The sequence below is a fragment of the Thermoactinomyces sp. DSM 45892 genome (genome assembly GCF_900107305.1).
In the GTDB taxonomy this organism is placed as follows: domain Bacteria; phylum Bacillota; class Bacilli; order Thermoactinomycetales; family Thermoactinomycetaceae; genus Baia.
Genome location: NZ_FNPL01000021.1, coordinates 1 through 15402 on the forward strand (window position 1 = coordinate 1; position 15402 = coordinate 15402).

The 15402-nt window shown below is 40.2% G+C and carries 15 protein-coding genes; all 15 read left to right on the forward strand.

All coding sequences use genetic code 11. The features are described 5' to 3' along the window. Positions 1-152: 152 nt before the first annotated feature. The gene (locus BLU58_RS14760; RefSeq protein WP_072337070.1) at positions 153-389 is read left to right on the forward strand and encodes a hypothetical protein; all 237 of its coding nucleotides are present in this window, start codon (positions 153-155) and stop codon (positions 387-389) included. Between the two features lie 141 nt (positions 390-530). Further along, positions 531-1274, forward strand: coding sequence for a Fic family protein (locus BLU58_RS14765; protein ID WP_093293344.1), 744 nt, complete (start codon positions 531-533; stop codon positions 1272-1274). 5 nt (positions 1275-1279) lie between these two features. Then, positions 1280-1885, forward strand: a complete 606-nt coding sequence (locus tag BLU58_RS14770) for a hypothetical protein (RefSeq protein WP_093293346.1) — start codon at positions 1280-1282, stop codon at positions 1883-1885. A gap of 192 nt (positions 1886-2077) precedes the next feature. Beyond that, complete coding sequence (locus BLU58_RS14775) at positions 2078-2503, forward strand: macro domain-containing protein (RefSeq protein ID WP_093293348.1); 426 nt, start codon at positions 2078-2080, stop codon at positions 2501-2503. Between the two features lie 959 nt (positions 2504-3462). Beyond that, positions 3463-6087: an alanine--tRNA ligase gene (alaS, locus tag BLU58_RS14780; protein WP_304442036.1), complete on the forward strand. Its 2625-nt coding sequence runs from the start codon at positions 3463-3465 to the stop codon at positions 6085-6087. 71 nt (positions 6088-6158) lie between these two features. Continuing rightward, positions 6159-6410: an IreB family regulatory phosphoprotein gene (locus tag BLU58_RS14785; RefSeq protein ID WP_072336325.1), complete on the forward strand. Its 252-nt coding sequence runs from the start codon at positions 6159-6161 to the stop codon at positions 6408-6410. 15 nt (positions 6411-6425) lie between these two features. Next, on the forward strand, positions 6426-6866 hold the full coding sequence (gene ruvX / locus BLU58_RS14790) for a Holliday junction resolvase RuvX (protein ID WP_093293352.1): 441 nt from the start codon (positions 6426-6428) through the stop codon (positions 6864-6866). Positions 6867-6871: 5 nt separating this feature from the next. Next, positions 6872-7183, forward strand: coding sequence for a DUF1292 domain-containing protein (locus BLU58_RS14795; protein WP_093293354.1), 312 nt, complete (start codon positions 6872-6874; stop codon positions 7181-7183). Positions 7184-7189: 6 nt separating this feature from the next. Continuing rightward, positions 7190-7447, forward strand: coding sequence for a DUF1292 domain-containing protein (locus BLU58_RS14800; protein WP_093293356.1), 258 nt, complete (start codon positions 7190-7192; stop codon positions 7445-7447). 125 nt (positions 7448-7572) lie between these two features. After that, a complete protein-coding gene (gene mltG / locus BLU58_RS14805) occupies positions 7573-8625 on the forward strand; it encodes an endolytic transglycosylase MltG (protein WP_093293358.1) in 1053 nt (350 codons plus the stop codon). Between the two features lie 283 nt (positions 8626-8908). Beyond that, a complete protein-coding gene (gene mltG, locus BLU58_RS14810; RefSeq protein WP_093293360.1) occupies positions 8909-9946 on the forward strand; it encodes an endolytic transglycosylase MltG in 1038 nt (345 codons plus the stop codon). Positions 9947-10078: 132 nt separating this feature from the next. After that, positions 10079-11518 carry a sensor histidine kinase gene (locus BLU58_RS14815; protein WP_093293362.1) on the forward strand — a complete coding sequence of 480 codons (1440 nt, stop codon included), beginning with the start codon at positions 10079-10081 and terminating at the stop codon, positions 11516-11518. Further along, a complete protein-coding gene (locus BLU58_RS14820) occupies positions 11515-12201 on the forward strand; it encodes a response regulator transcription factor (protein ID WP_093293364.1) in 687 nt (228 codons plus the stop codon). The genes BLU58_RS14815 and BLU58_RS14820 overlap by 4 nt, the downstream gene beginning before the upstream one ends. Positions 12202-12334: 133 nt before the next feature. After that, positions 12335-13282, forward strand: coding sequence for a DUF4822 domain-containing protein (locus BLU58_RS14825; protein ID WP_093293366.1), 948 nt, complete (start codon positions 12335-12337; stop codon positions 13280-13282). Positions 13283-13414: 132 nt separating this feature from the next. Beyond that, positions 13415-15295 (forward strand): peptidoglycan D,D-transpeptidase FtsI family protein, encoded by a 1881-nt coding sequence (locus tag BLU58_RS14830; protein WP_093293368.1) that lies wholly within the window; start codon positions 13415-13417, stop codon positions 15293-15295. Positions 15296-15402 lie beyond the last annotated feature (107 nt).

Genomic DNA, 15402 nt, shown 5'->3' on the forward strand with positions numbered 1-15402 from the left:
TAACATCCTTGTTCATGTGCCTTTATGTATTCCTTAAATATACAAAGTTGGTGTTTTTAGTTCTATCCGCCTATCTGTTTCATTTTGAAAAACTGCGAAAAAGAGAGATTAAGTGAGATATTCGTTATTTATAGAGGGAGGTTGTTAGAGTCATGAAGGAATCTAAAATTACTATTGGTTTATCTCCAGAAGAAGCAATAGTATTCTACGACTGGATATGCCGCTTCAATGAGGAAGAGTATACTGAGTTTGAAGATCAAGCAGAGCAACGTGTGTTGTGGGACATTGAATCGATACTTGAGTCAAAGCTTGCTGCCCCATTAAATTCAAAATATGATGATCTACTTCAGGTGGCCCGATCAAAAATCCGTGATGAAATAGAAGGGTAAGTCATCAAGATCAAAAACGGTTGTTCTAGCATAGGACAACCGTTTTTGACTGGGTGGAGTCAAAAAGGTTTACAACGAGGTTAGGAAGTAAGGAAAACAGTCAAAAAGATTGTAAACAGGGCCAAGAACTAAGTCAAAAAAGTGGTCAAGCCCGCCGTCAAGAAAATCGTCAATACAGTCAAGAAAGTGACCCAGTCTGCCACCAAATCGGTTTCACAGTTTATTAGAGGGGCTAGTGATCGGGTCAACAGTAATATCTTCACTCTGGGACTTGCAGATCTAAGTGACCCTAACGAGGAAAAAGGAGTCGCTTATCACGTAGGAGCCGTGGCAGGTGATATCTTCTCCATGCTAGTTGGCGTATCTGCAACTGTAGGTGGAGGCGGAGAAGTCATTGTAGCCTGTGGAACGACTGCATGTGCCGCGTCCGCACCGGGTGCTGTAGCGGCCGCTTGGGGCACAGGAGTTGCAGGTGGTGGAGCGAAGAATCTGGGACAAGATATCTCCCCCTTGATTAACCAATTTTTTTCGGGTAGAGGATCACGAAACTTTCAAGGAATTACTGGTGATGAAGTTAGGGGAATTAATAAAGGGTTTGGTGGTTTAAAGGAGATGAATGGGAATATTGATTCTGCTATTGATAATGCGGAGAGGTATAGTGGTTTTTGGGATAAAACAGCATCTATTACCCGATCTATTGTAGGTAATCATAGCTTTGATAATGGAAATAAAAGAACTGCGTTTGAAGTAATCAAAGAATTGCAGAGGCGAAACGGAATATCGACTGGAGCATCTGATTCTATAATGAAAGATGTTATATATCAGGTTTCTACAGGTAACCTTACGGAAGTAAGTGATATTGCAAGAGGATTAAGGGGGTTTTAGTTTAAATGTACAAAGAAATTATTCAAGGTTTATATTGTGATCACATGTCGATTAAGGATGTTACTATATCCTTTGATCTTGAGATATTCATTCCCTTTATAAGTAGAATGAAGGAAGATAGAAGTGTGATTATCATCAAAATGGATGGAGAGCGAGAAAAGGATGTATATACGATAGTATGTACAGGAGAGCTTTTAGGAGAACGTAACTTTCTTAGAATGGATACATCCGACTTAAATGAAGGGATGGCCTATGTTTGTTGTAAGTATGCAGAGATTGTATGGGGATGGGATATTAACAGTTTTGATGGGATGTACAAGAAGATCATTGAGAGTCTATGTACGGATTACATGATAGCTAGTGATATTGCTTTGTCTGATGATCTTGATGTGTTTTTCTCTTTTATAAGTAAAATGAGGGAAGACCAAAGCATATTTATTGTCAAAATTGATGGAGAGAGAGACGATGATATATATATGGTTCATTGCTCAGGTACGGCTTTAGGTATGCATAATCCTCTTAGTATTGATACCTCTGACTTAGGTGAAGGAATTGCTTATGTTTGTTGTAAGTATGCAGAGATTGTATGGGGATGGAATGCTAAAGCATAAAATGTATTTGAGTAGGAACTGGTCTGTGATGAACAACTAGTGTAATAACGACTTCTTCGTTTAGGAGAAGTCGTCTTTTTTCAATATCATTCAGATCGAGGAAGTCAGTATGCTTCACGTGAATACCAAAATCGGCTAGCAACATTAAAAGTAATTATGAGTTAGTAGACTTTTCAAGGGATGTGACGTTAATTGACTTACGAAGAGGTTTACCGTGATTTATTTACTGTGGGTGAAAATTATGTTTTGGCACATTGTATTAGTGCAGATGCGAAGATGGGTGCAGGAATTGCGGTTGAATTCAAGGAGAGATTTGATCTTACTCAACTTCAACAAATGGCGAAGATAAATTCTTTGAAAGTAGGATGCTGTGTGTTAATCGGTAGAACTTTCAACCTTGTGACAAAGGAGGTTTACTGGAGAAAGCCGACATATGAAACATTTACAATGGCGCTTGAAGATATGAAAAATCTCTCAATTGAACATGGCATTAAAAAAATTGCTATGCCACAGATAGGAGCTGGTCTTGATCGATTAAAGTGGTCAAGAAATAAGGAGATTATTCAAGAGGTATTTAACGACACCGATGTCGAGATTTTGGTGTGTAATTTAAAATAGTGTACAAAATGGGATCTTCGAATTGAATTGTGAAGAGGAAGTATATCACATCCCTGAGTTGCAAGGACTACAATCGATACAACACTAGATGCAGAGGGTATTGAAATTATTGATAGAATTGCAGTGTTTACAGAAGAGATTGTGTAGCATTTGCAAGATAAAAATCGCTTTCTGACTTCGGTCTGGGAGCGATTTTTCTGTTAATGACGATTAAGAGTGCCATTACGTCCATCACAAATCTCAAACCCACACCAGCGATCCCTATAACGATGTAGGCTTATCTCGCCCTTATGATGGATACAGGAAACTACAACCTATACGGTTACACGGGTGGAAATCCGATTCCCAATAGCGATCCAGATGGTCACGCATGGTGGAATAATTGGAATGACTTCAAACTTTTCATTTGGAGAGGATTCGAATTAGATTTGAACCCGCTACGGGTGATGATATGCGTATTTTGGATATTGATTGTAAATTCAAATATGGAACAATCAGTTGCCCAATTACTTCATTGTCTTCATTCTTGATACGAATGGCTTCATACGAAGGAAGTTTTTTCTTTGGCATAAATAAAGTTGCTCAAAATGCTTACCTTGTCCCGAGCCAGCTTACTAGAGATTTTCACCAAGCCCTTTTATTTCGTTTTTCATTTGTGTATAATACTGATAAATTGTCTAACCAAATCACTAACATGTTGATAGAACCAAGCTTGTGTCTAAACCGTCAGAGAAGAGAGCCAGTTGCTGAGAGGCTTTCTCGGATTGAGGTCACGAGGTAGCCAGTTCTTGAATGCAGCTAATCCCTGCCGGCCATGTGCCGTTATCTACATAAGAGGGGCCACTTTATGATTTCATACGAAGGTGGCAACTAGGGTGGTACCGCGGGAGTAGTCTTCTCGTCCCTAAGATGGGATGGAAAGGCTTTTTTTGTGTTCATAAAATAAGGAGGTCATACATGTGAAAGCAACCGAGATCCGCCGTAAGTTTCTTGATTTTTTCGTGGAGAAGGGTCACCAAATCGAGCCAAGTGCATCACTTGTACCGGTAGATGATCCAAGTCTACTATGGATTAATTCAGGAGTAGCGACGTTAAAGAAGTACTTCGATGGTCGCCTTACACCTGAAAATCCTCGTATCACGAATTCTCAAAAATCGATTCGTACCAATGATATTGAAAATGTAGGGTACACTCCGCGCCATCATACTTTCTTTGAAATGCTAGGGAATTTTTCGATTGGTGATTATTTTAAAGAAGAGGCGATTAAGTGGGCATGGGAGTTTTTGACGAGTCCGGAGTGGATGGGTTTCGATCCAGAAAAACTCTCAGTCACGATTCATCCAGACGATGAAGAGGCGCTTCAAATCTGGCACAATGAGGTTGGTATTCCGTTAGAGCGTATCGTGCAGTTGAAGGAAAATTTTTGGGATATCGGGGAAGGCCCATCGGGTCCGAATACGGAAATTTTCTATGATCGTGGAGCACATCTTGCCGATCCAAATGATCCAGAAAACTATCCGGGCGGAGAAAATGATCGTTATCTAGAAGTATGGAACCTCGTATTTTCGCAGTTCAACCATAATCCAGATGGAACCTATACTCCGCTACCAAAGAAGAATATTGATACGGGGATGGGTTTGGAGCGGATGGCATCGATTGTGCAAGGTGTCCCGACCAACTATGATACCGATTTGTTTATGCCGATCATTGAAGAAACCTGCGCGAAGGTAGGGGTGCAGTATGGTCAAGATCCACAAACGGATATTGCATTAAAGGTAATCGCCGATCATATTCGTACGATTGTATTTGCTGTATCGGATGGTGTTCTTCCTTCTAACGAGGGTCGAGGTTACATTCTGCGTCGATTATTGCGCCGTGCAGTTCGTTACGGACGCAAGTTGGGGATGGAACGTCCTTTCCTATACGAGCTAACGGAAACGGTTGCCTCGATTATGTCCGATTTTTATCCAGAGCCAGTATCGAAGCGAGAGTTCATTGAAAAAGTGATTCGGAATGAAGAAGAACGTTTCCTAGAAACATTATCGGATGGACTTGCGATTTTAGGAGAGCTGGTTGAACAGGCAAAATCAGAAAATCGCGATCAGATCAATGGGCCTGAAGCATTTAAGTTGTATGATACCTATGGTTTTCCAGTAGATTTAACAGAAGACTTTGCTCGTGAACATGGACTCGGAGTAGATCGTGATGGGTTTGAACATGAGATGGAAACACAAAGGGAACGGGCTCGTGCCGCACGCCAAGACGTAGATAGTATGCAGGTTCAAGGCGGAGTTCTCGCAGATTTAGAAGTAGAAACGACCTTTGTGGGATATACTTCTTTTGAAGCCCAAACACAAATTCAAGCGATCATTTTCGAAGATGAATTAGTCGATTTGTTAGGTGCAGGTAGTCAGGCACTGGTCATTCTAAAAGAAACCCCTTTCTATGCAGAGAGTGGCGGACAAGCAGCGGATCAGGGAGTGATCTTTACAAACGATGCCAAATTGCGCGTAGAAGGTGTACAAAAAGGGCCCCGTGGTGAGCATGTCCACCAGGTTGTAGTGGAAAAAGGGATCATTCATACTGGGGAGGAAGTAACCGCCCAGATCTCCCAAGATTTACGGAATGAAACTGTGAAAAACCACACGGCTACTCACTTACTCCATAAAGCCCTAAAGCAAGTTCTAGGTGAGCATGTAAACCAAGCTGGATCCCTTGTTACTCCAGATCGCTTGCGTTTTGACTTCAGTCATATCGGATCGATGACCGCAGACGAGATCCATGAAGTAGAGCGTCTTGTAAATGAGCAGGTATGGAACAATCTTTCCGTCGATATCTCTATTAAAGGCATCAATGAAGCCAAAGAGATGGGGGCAATGGCATTATTCGGTGAAAAGTATGGTTCAGAAGTGAGAGTGGTTCAAGTAGGGGATTACAGCCTAGAGTTGTGTGGAGGGACGCATGTAAAGCAGACGGGTGAGATCGGCCTCTTTAAGATATTGAGTGAGAGCGGTATTGGTTCGGGCACACGCCGGATTGAAGCGGCTACAGGGCGTAGGGCTTATCAGTATCTGGAGCAACAAGCGGGCTTGCTTCGCCAAGTAGCAGAAATGGTTAAAGCGAAGCCAGAACAAGTGTTAGATCGTGTAGAACAATTACAGGACAGCATTCGTGATATGACTCGGGAAAACGAATCTCTACGTGCGAAACTAAGCCAAGCAGCCGCAGCCGATTTACAAAATCAGCTTATGGAAGTGGGGAGCGTTCCTGTTTTATCAGCTCAGGTGGAAGCGAAGGATATGGATAGCCTTCGGAAGATGATAGATGATCTGCGTCAAAAGATAGCAGAAGGTATTATCGTTCTAGGTTCGGTAAGTGGGGATAAGGTGAATTTTGTCGCTTCTGTTTCGCCAAAATATGTTCAAGAAGGCTTCCATGCGGGTAAACTAGTGAAGGAAGTGGCTTCCATTTGTGGTGGTGGCGGTGGCGGTCGCCCTGATTTAGCACAAGCAGGCGGAAAAAATCCTGCAAATGTGCAAAAAGCCATATCATTTGTTTACGAATGGATAGCAAATCAGCACTAAAAAGAGGACATTTTTTGTTTGAGAAGAAAGGTATAAAAGTTGGTCATCTGGGAGAGGAGAGGAACGAATCTATGGATGAAACCCAAAAGTTTCAGTTTCGTGGAGATGATGCCGAAGTTTCCGCACGCGATGTACTGTTATTCGTTTATGATGCCTTAAAAGATAAAGGCTATAATCCGACTCATCAGATCGTGGGTTATCTTATCTCAGGAGACCCCGCCTATATCCCACGCTATAATAATGCACGTACCATCATTCGAAAAGTAGAACGAGATGAGCTGATAGAAGAATTGGTTATCGCTTATCTCGAGCCGAACAGCTAGAAAGGACGCCACGGCATGAATTTGTTTGGGAGTAAAGGTCAGCCCCGCGTTCTCTGTCTGGATTTAGGAGAGCGCCGGATTGGTGTGGCTGTAAGTGATTTACTTGGTTGGACTGCCCAAGGAGTAGAAGTAATTGATCGTAAAAACTCGACCCCTTGGCTTGAGCGGTTAGATCAGCTGATCGAGGAATATGAAGTAACCGAAATTGTCGTGGGATTACCGCGGAATATGAATGGTTCTATTGGTCCACGAGGAGAAGCAGTTCAAGTCATGGCAGAGGAAGTTGCAAATCATACTGCGTTACCTGTAAGATTGTGGGATGAACGTCTTTCTACTTCAGCAGTAGAAAAAACGCTTATATTCGCAGATGTAAGCAGGAAAAAGCGAAAGAAAGTCGTAGATCAACTAGCGGCATCATGGATCCTTCAAGGATATTTAGATGCACACAGGAGGTAACATACATGTCAGATCAAGAACAACCGATTGTATTAGGAGATAATGAGGATTTTATTCCCATCATTACAGAAGATGGCGAAGAGTTACTATGTGAGAAGATCTTAGAGCATGAAAATCCAGAAACAGGCCGTAAATATGTATTTCTCGTTCCTGTGAGTGAATCAGACGATGATGAAGTACAAGATGTGTTTCCGTTTCGTTATTTAGAATCAGAAGACGGTTTTGAACTACAAGCCCTAGAGACAGATGAAGAGTGGGACGAAGTAGAAGAAGTTTTTAATGCACTAATGGAATCTCTTCCAGAGGACGAGGACTAATCCTTTATGTTTCAATCGTTTCACGGGGAAGAATATGGATATCCTTTTCACCGTTCAGAGATGGAGGTCGAGCACTATCGGCGTCTTCATCAATTTGAACATGAAGATCAAACCTATTACATCTTACATCGGCAACATGATCCCACAGACGATGTGTATCTCTTTCGATTAGATCAAGATCAATTGATGGAGATTCATGATGTGAAGGAATGGGAGCATGTTGCAAATTATATAGATGATCAATATTTCCAGAAACTACTCTAAGAAATGCAAAAAGCCCACTCTTGAAAACAAGCTCAGGAGTGGGCTTTTTGAAATCCTCGTTTTTTATGGTGATAATGTGTTAATATAGAAAAATACCGAATAGGCCCTATCGAGAGGAGAATTTGATGAGGTGGGTTAAAGGAGTTATTTTTACCATTTTATTAGTAATTGGATTTGTAACAGTGGGCTACTTTTATATTGATTATACATTACAGAGTCCAAAGCGTGATAAAGAGACTGTAATTGAGGTTCCTGAGGATACGTCGTTGAAGCAAATTGGTCAAATATTGAAACAAAAAAATTTGATTCGAGATGATAGTTTCTTTCGATACTATACGTTTTTCCGAAGTAAAACGAATCTCATTGCAGGGACGTATATTATTCAACCATCAGATGACATAGATAAAATTATTAATAAGATTTCATCTGGAAAGCAAGATCTTGTTACGATCGAGGTTCCAAATGGATTTGATGTAGAAAAAATTGCGCTTCGCTTAAGTAGTAAGCTAAATATTAAAAAGGAAGACTTCTTTAAAGAGGTAAATCGGAAAGAGCCGAGAACCAATATAGAAAAAGAAATTCCGACTAAGCCAGGGCGTGTTTATAAATTAGAAGGTTATCTAATGCCAGCGAAGTATCAGTTTAAAAAGGGAGCAACCGCACAGCAAGTTGTGGATCAAATGCTAAACCAATTCGAAAAGGAATTAGAAAAACTGGATTACAAAAACAAGTTGCAAGAGAAAAAGCTATCTCTAGACGACTGGGTGACAAAAGCATCTCTCGTAGTGAAAGAAGGTGCAGTGGATAAAGAGTATCCGATGATCGCAGGTGTCATAGATAATCGACTGACTGATACGAAACGTGAGTGGAAATTACAGATCGATGCAGCTATCGTATATGCATGGGCATTACAAGGTGAGAAAAAAGAACGACTTATGAATAAAGACTTAACAATCGACAGCCCGTATAATATCTATGAAAATAAAGGACTCCCGGTAGGGCCAATCGCCAGCCCAGGAGAGAAAGCACTAATGGCTGTACTAAACCCTGAGAAGTCTAATTACTTCTTCTACGTTGCGAAAAATGACGGCTCAAACGAACACTATTTCAGTGAAACCGATGCAGAACATAAAAAGTTCATCGAAAAAGCGAAAGAAAATGCGAAGAAACAACAATAATACTCGTTATTTCATAAATGAGTTGAACCTCCTGCTGTTAGATATAGAAATGAACAGCAGGAGGTTCTTTTTGATTATGTTTTTACATGTAGTGAAGCACTCCTGTCTAAAACACCACCATTTTTGTTCATAATGTTTATATACAAAATACTCTTGTATGAAATCGATTAAAATTCATAACAAACATGTCAAACTATCCTATCAATCTCTAATATCAGTCTAATTAAATTATGCTAATATTAGATGATATTAATTTGAAACTAGGTCGGAAAGGGAGTACCTAATGAAATGGCTACCGAACACTGTTTACACACTTCTATTGATTATGGCATCTGCTCTAGTGGGGTATTTATACGTTGACTATACCCTTCAATCCCCCACCCGAACCAAGGAGATCGAGGTTGAGATCCCGCCCCAAAGCTCAGTAAAGACTGTGGGGAGTATTTTAGAGAAACAAAATATCATTCGTGATGATCGCTTTTTTCGCTATTATGCAAAGTGGGAAGGGAAAACGAAAATCATGGCTGGATCGTATGTAATTGGAAAAGAGGAGAACATAGATGAAATCCTCACGATCCTCACCTCCGGAAAAGAGAATACCACAAAAGTAACGATTATCGAGGGTTCTACAGCACTTGAAATTGCTGAAACCTTACATAAACAAATCGGTACGAATAAGGAAGAATTTTTAAAAGAAGTTAATCGGACCAATGGGAAATTTGCTTTTGAAAAACAGATTCCAACGAAACCTGAGATTAAGTATAAATTGGAGGGCTACTTATTTCCGAGCACCTATCAATTTCACAAGGAAGATTCCCCCAAAAAGATTGTAGACACGATGCTTAGCAGGTTTGAAAAGGAGATGAAGGAACTAAATGTGATCACGACCCCGTCTGAACAAAAAGGAAAGCCCTTACATGAGCTGGTTACGTTTGCTTCAGTACTAGAGCGAGAAGGTCAACAGAAAGATGAACTGCCTAAGATTGCTGGAGTGATTGAAAATCGACTTGCTAAGCGTATGAGGCTTCAGGTGGATGCGAGTGTGGTCTACGCGATTCAAATCGACACGGGTAAGAAATTAACGCAGGTGATGAAAGCAGATTACAAATATTCCTCTCCCTATAATACATACCAAATTCAAGGATTTCCCCCAGCCCCGATCGGAAGCCCAGGGGCAAATGCCTATCGAGCAGCACTTTCCCCTGAAAAACATGACTATCTTTACTATGTACTGAAAGAAGATGGCACAGGGTATCATGATTTTACGGTTAACTATCAGGATCACCTAAAAGCGGATCAAAAAGCAAAATCTCGAAGATAAACGTGAAAACAACTATGGTCAAACGGACGTAGTTGTTTTTGCTGTGTCATAATTTTGATTAGAAATATGTTATGATGACCATATTACAAGTGATTCAATTAAAATTTTAATAAATAAGAGTGAGTGAACAACATGTCTATTAAAATGAGGTTTCTTCTGTCTTATGTTGGAGTGATCTTTTTTTCAATCATCCTACTATTGACTGCTGGTTTTTTAATCATCTTTGCCATAACAGGTGATGCAAAATCAATTGAATCTCTTTATAAAAAAACATATGTACAAAAACCTCTAACCACAGAAGAGGAGAGTATTTTTCTTGATCTAAAACTCTTGGCTAAAAATGATTCGAAACAGCTTTTGGATGAGAATGAAGTGAGGAGTTTTGAACACGGGGATATTCAGATTGTGGTTAGAAAAGGGACGAAAGTTGAGTATGCCTCCCGAAATCTTGACAGACAGGTATTGAATCAATCCCTTCCAAGATTTGAAAAAACCAATATCAATACGCGAGACATCATTAAAATGAACAATACTTTTTTTACATATGTAAAGTTTGATTTCTATTTTTCAGACCAAAAGGAAGGTAGTATTTTTGTATTGAGAAAGGCAAGCTCTTATACGGAATTGATTCGTGAATTCTTCCCTATTTTATCAGGTCTATTGTTGATTCTATTTATCATGATTATTGGTATCGTGAATTATTTTGTTTCCAGAAGTATCATTAAACCCCTTGATCGTCTAAAAAAGGCGGCCGAAAAGATAGCGTCTGGAGACCTAGACTTCGCTATCAAAGCTACTTCAAAAGATGAAATAGGTCAATTAAATCGGGCATTTGAGGAAATGAGAAGTAGGTTAAAGGAGTCTGTTAATCTGCAGATTCAGTATGAAGAAAATCGAAAAGAGCTTCTATCTAACATCTCACACGATCTAAAAACACCGATGACCTCTATTATAGGTTATATGGAGGGGATCAAAGACGGGATCGCAAATACACCTGAGAAGATGGAGAAGTATGTATCAACTGTGTATGTAAAGGCAAAGGATATGGATTCATTGATTGATGAACTGTTCCTATTTTCTAAATTGGATCTAAAAAAAGAGCCCTTTCACTTTGAGATGGTTGAGTTAAATACATATCTGAAAGACTATGTAGAGAAACTTTATCTGGATCAGAGCATACACATAGATCTTCATCTTTTACAACACTCTATCTACGTGACAGTTGATCGGGAGAAGTTAAAAAGAGTGGTAGCAAATGTAATCAACAATTGTGTGAAATACATGGATAAGGACGAGAAAAACATTTCTATTTCGCTACATGAGCGGATAGAAGATGTAGTTATACAGATAACGGATAATGGAAAAGGAATAGAATCGGTGGCCTTACCGTTTATTTTTGAACGTTTTTACCGTGCGGAACAATCGAGAAATTCACAGACAGGCGGAAGTGGTTTAGGTCTGGCCATTGCGAAGCAAATTATCGTGGAGCATGGGGGAGAGATCTGGGCTACGAGTGAGATTGGAAAAGGGACAAGTATATGTTTTTCGCTAAAGAAAGGTGACTACAGGTGAAAGAAATATTATTGATTGAGGATGATATTAGCATCGCAGAGTTACAAAGAGATTATTTAGAGATAAACGATTTTCATGTTGATATGGAACATACCGGTGATGCAGGGCTTAAGCGAGCACTAGATGGGGATTATGACTTGATCATCCTAGATATCATGCTGCCGGGATCAAATGGATTTGAGATATGTAAAAAGTTGCGCTCTGTCACAGATGTCCCCATTTTACTTGTATCCGCTAAAAAAGAAGATATAGATAAAATTCGTGGATTTGGCTTGGGTGCGGATGATTATATTACCAAGCCGTTTAGCCCGAGTGAACTAGTAGCTAGGGTGAAGGCACATATCATGCGATATGATCGCTTATCTGGAAAAGATACTCAATCTAATACGATTTTGGTTCATGGGATCACGATTGACCGATCCGCTCGAAAAGTTTATGTAAACGGGGAGGAAGTACCATTTACGACAAAAGAATTTGATTTAATCGTGTTTTTCGTTATGAATCCAAATCAAGTATTAAACAAAGAGCAGATCTACCAGCGTGTGTGGGGTTTGGATTCTGCTGCAGACGTTTCTACGGTAACTGTCCATATCCGAAAGTTACGTGAGAAAATTGAACAGGATGCTTCGGTGCCAAAGTTCTTGGAAACGGTGTGGGGAGCAGGGTATCGCTTTAATGTTTAGAACTCGTCGCAATGTGGCGGGTTTTATTAATTTTTTTTAAGAAGCATTTTAGATGGATTTTATATTTATGTACTAACATATGAACTAGCCCATCAGCATAAATGGATCACCACGAAAAGAGGAGACTTACAATATGAAAAAGACAATCATAACGGTACTAGTTGGATTTTCCTTAGTGGCAACAGGATGTGGTGCTGCTAGTTCTAGCACACCCGATCAAGGAAAACAGAATACGGAACAAGTAGTGCAAAAAAATGAACTATCTAAAGGGCAGGAAATGGCTAAGATCTTGGGTAGTACAAACTGGCAAGGGACAAAAGTGTACGACAAAGATCAAAACGACCTAACAAAAGAGAATGCCAATTTTATTGGTCTTGCGAAATATGAAGCCACATCAGGAAGATATGAATTTTTCGATGCGAAGACAGGTAAGAGTCGCGACGACAAAGGAACATTCTTTGTTACAAATGATGGACAGAAGAGAATTTTAATTTCAGAGTCAAAAAATTATCAAGCGATTGTAGACGTAACGAAGTTGGATCAAAATATTTTTACGTACAAAAGAATGGGGAAAGATGCGAAAGGAAATGATGTAGAAGTTTTCGTTGACCATATTCCGTATAAAGAAAAAGAGCTTTCTTTTACCGAACCAGACAAGCAATGGAACAAGACGACAGGGGACATCGAGAAAGATATGGACGGAGATAAAATATTAGGTAGTACCCTTTGGAATGGAACAAAGGTTCTCGATGAGGCGGGCAATGATGTCACCCCGTATAATGCGATGTTTATCAGTCTAGCTAAATTTGATAGCCAAGCGAGCAAATATGAATTTTTTAATCTTGAAACGGGCCAAAGCCGTAATGATTTAGGGTACTTTGATGTTTTGCACGATAATAAAATCAGGGCACATGTCTCCCTCGGTAATAAGAAATATGGTGCTGTTTTGGAGATTACGGAACTAAATAAAAACAAATTTACGTATAAGAGAACGGGTAAAGACAAAGATGGTAAGGATATTACCGTGTTTGTGGAACATGAACCTTACAAAGGTAATTTAAGCCCGTCATTTACCAATTAGACAACCTATTTTTTTAAGGAAATGGATATTACTTCCGTTTCCTTTTTTCTAATAGCCAGCCTCCCCTAATGATTTCGTATAACCTTCAAAATTTTTGTCCAAGATGGTAATAAGAATGAGGAGGGGAGTTGTTTGACTAAACGAACAAAATGGATTCCCATTTTATTTGTACTCTTGTTTTCACTCATCATTGCTAGGCTTTACCAGATTCAAGTTGTTTCCACTCGTGCTTTTTCCAATGGAAAAGTGGACCTCATCGCACTCGCTGAGCAAACGCAATCACGTGAAATTTTACTGGATAGTGGCAGAGGTATGATCTTGGATCGAAGGGGAGTGCCACTGGTGGGGAAGGATGAGTATCAACTGCTCGTTTTCCCGCAGAGTAAACAACAATGGGACTTACGTCAGGATTCTTTTCAACAGTTAAGTCGCTTATTAGATGTTCCATTTCAATCTTTACAGCCTTATCTAGAGGGGATCAAACAGCCTGCGCTTCTCGCTCGATTCGAACAAAAGATGATTCAAATTACACCGGAACGTGCGAAACAGATTAATGATTTACAAATTCCCGGATTGCAGGCAGTGCTTACAGATCAACGATATAGCTCTAATTATGTTGGGAGTTCTATTGTCGGAAGGATTGGACGAAGCAGACATTTGCTAGAAAATCGGTATGCGAAGCAAGTGGAAGATGGAACTTTTTCACCTCAATCGAGAGTAGGATTAAGTGGGTTGGAATCTTCTTTTGAAGTTTTTTTACACAGTGAGAAGGAAAATATTAAAACCTATGTAAAGGATGGACAAGGAAGGGCTTTAACAGGTAGTGCTTTGCGCTGGAAAGAGCAATTGGCTTCTGAACAAGGTCAGTACACGATTCAGAGCACGATCGATTATGAAATACAAGCAAAGGTTGAGCAATATTTAGCGGATGAGAAGGTAGAAGATGGTGCTGTAGTCGTTCAGGATATTTCTACAGGGGATTTGATTGCGTTGGGCAGTACCCCGACGAACGGCGTGAAGACGAAGACAGGAGATTCTCCGTGGGAAAACAGAGCATGGCTTGAGGCGAATCCTGGTTCTATCTTTAAAATCATTACGGCTACAGCGGCCTTAGAGGAAGGAATGGTCAAGTCCAATACGCAGATAACCTGTTCAGGAATATTGGAGCCGTATCATTTGAGAGATGCAAGTGACAAGATACATAGAAGACAGTCATTTACCAGTCAATTTGCGGATTCTTGTAATATTACCCTCGGACAATTTGGAGAAAGATTGGGCGGAAGTAAGCTTCAATCCTACGCAGAAAATTTTGGCCTCGGGAAAGCGATTACGTGGCAAGGGCAAACTTCATTTGATGCCGATTTTGAGCAAATCGAACAAGAGCGCACCGGGAAGATTTACGATCCACGAACACCAAAGACGGATAAGGCAGCTGCTGTTTATACGAGTATTGGTCAACAGGATACGAAGATTACCCCGATCCAAGCGGCCAATATGGTTACAGCCCTTTTCCACAAAGGAAGAGCGATTCGTCCTCGTATCGTTACAGAAGTTCGGGATCAATCGGGAAAAGCGGTTGCTACATTTCCTAATACATATCTCCCTTCAACCAAGCAACTAAAGGAGAGCAGTTTGCAGACAGTCAGGCAGATGATGAGAGCGGTAGTGACAGAGGGAACTGCTACATCCGTACGAAAAGCAAAATGGGCTTTAGCTGGTAAGACCGGAACAGCCCAAATTGGCGATTCTAAGCTGTATGACAAATGGATGGTGGGCTTTGGACCGTATCAAACCCCTCTTTATTCGGTAGCTGTATTGTTACGTCAGGAGCCAGATTCCAATGATCCACGGGCGATTCGTATCTTTCAAAAGGTGATGGATTTCCTATACGACTACGAGAAACCAAAAGCGCTAGACAAGAAAGATCAAAAGAAAAATCCTGTACCAGACAACAGTAAGAAGACAACGAAACAAGATTCAAAGGGTAAGTCTAAAAATACTAGTATTCGTTGAATTATTAGGTATATAATATGAATCTATTATGTATTTAATGTGTTGTTGTATAATGTGCAGGGAATTCTTAAGTAGTTGTATATAAATCGCTTGTTTTGTTGGATTAT

Excerpts from the sequence above, each read along its gene's own strand:
- BLU58_RS14770 (WP_093293346.1), top strand. The coding sequence starts at position 1,280 with ATGTACAAAGAAATTATTCAAGGTTTATATTGTGATCACATGTCGATT.
- BLU58_RS14815 (WP_093293362.1), top strand. The coding sequence starts at position 10,079 with ATGTCTATTAAAATGAGGTTTCTTCTGTCTTATGTTGGAGTGATCTTT.
- BLU58_RS14785 (WP_072336325.1), top strand. The coding sequence starts at position 6,159 with ATGGATGAAACCCAAAAGTTTCAGTTTCGTGGAGATGATGCCGAAGTT.
- mltG (WP_093293358.1), top strand. The coding sequence starts at position 7,573 with ATGAGGTGGGTTAAAGGAGTTATTTTTACCATTTTATTAGTAATTGGA.
- ruvX (WP_093293352.1), top strand. The coding sequence starts at position 6,426 with ATGAATTTGTTTGGGAGTAAAGGTCAGCCCCGCGTTCTCTGTCTGGAT.
- BLU58_RS14760 (WP_072337070.1), top strand. The coding sequence starts at position 153 with ATGAAGGAATCTAAAATTACTATTGGTTTATCTCCAGAAGAAGCAATA.
- BLU58_RS14825 (WP_093293366.1), top strand. The coding sequence starts at position 12,335 with ATGAAAAAGACAATCATAACGGTACTAGTTGGATTTTCCTTAGTGGCA.
- BLU58_RS14800 (WP_093293356.1), top strand. The coding sequence starts at position 7,190 with ATGTTTCAATCGTTTCACGGGGAAGAATATGGATATCCTTTTCACCGT.
- BLU58_RS14795 (WP_093293354.1), top strand. The coding sequence starts at position 6,872 with ATGTCAGATCAAGAACAACCGATTGTATTAGGAGATAATGAGGATTTT.
- mltG (WP_093293360.1), top strand. The coding sequence starts at position 8,909 with ATGAAATGGCTACCGAACACTGTTTACACACTTCTATTGATTATGGCA.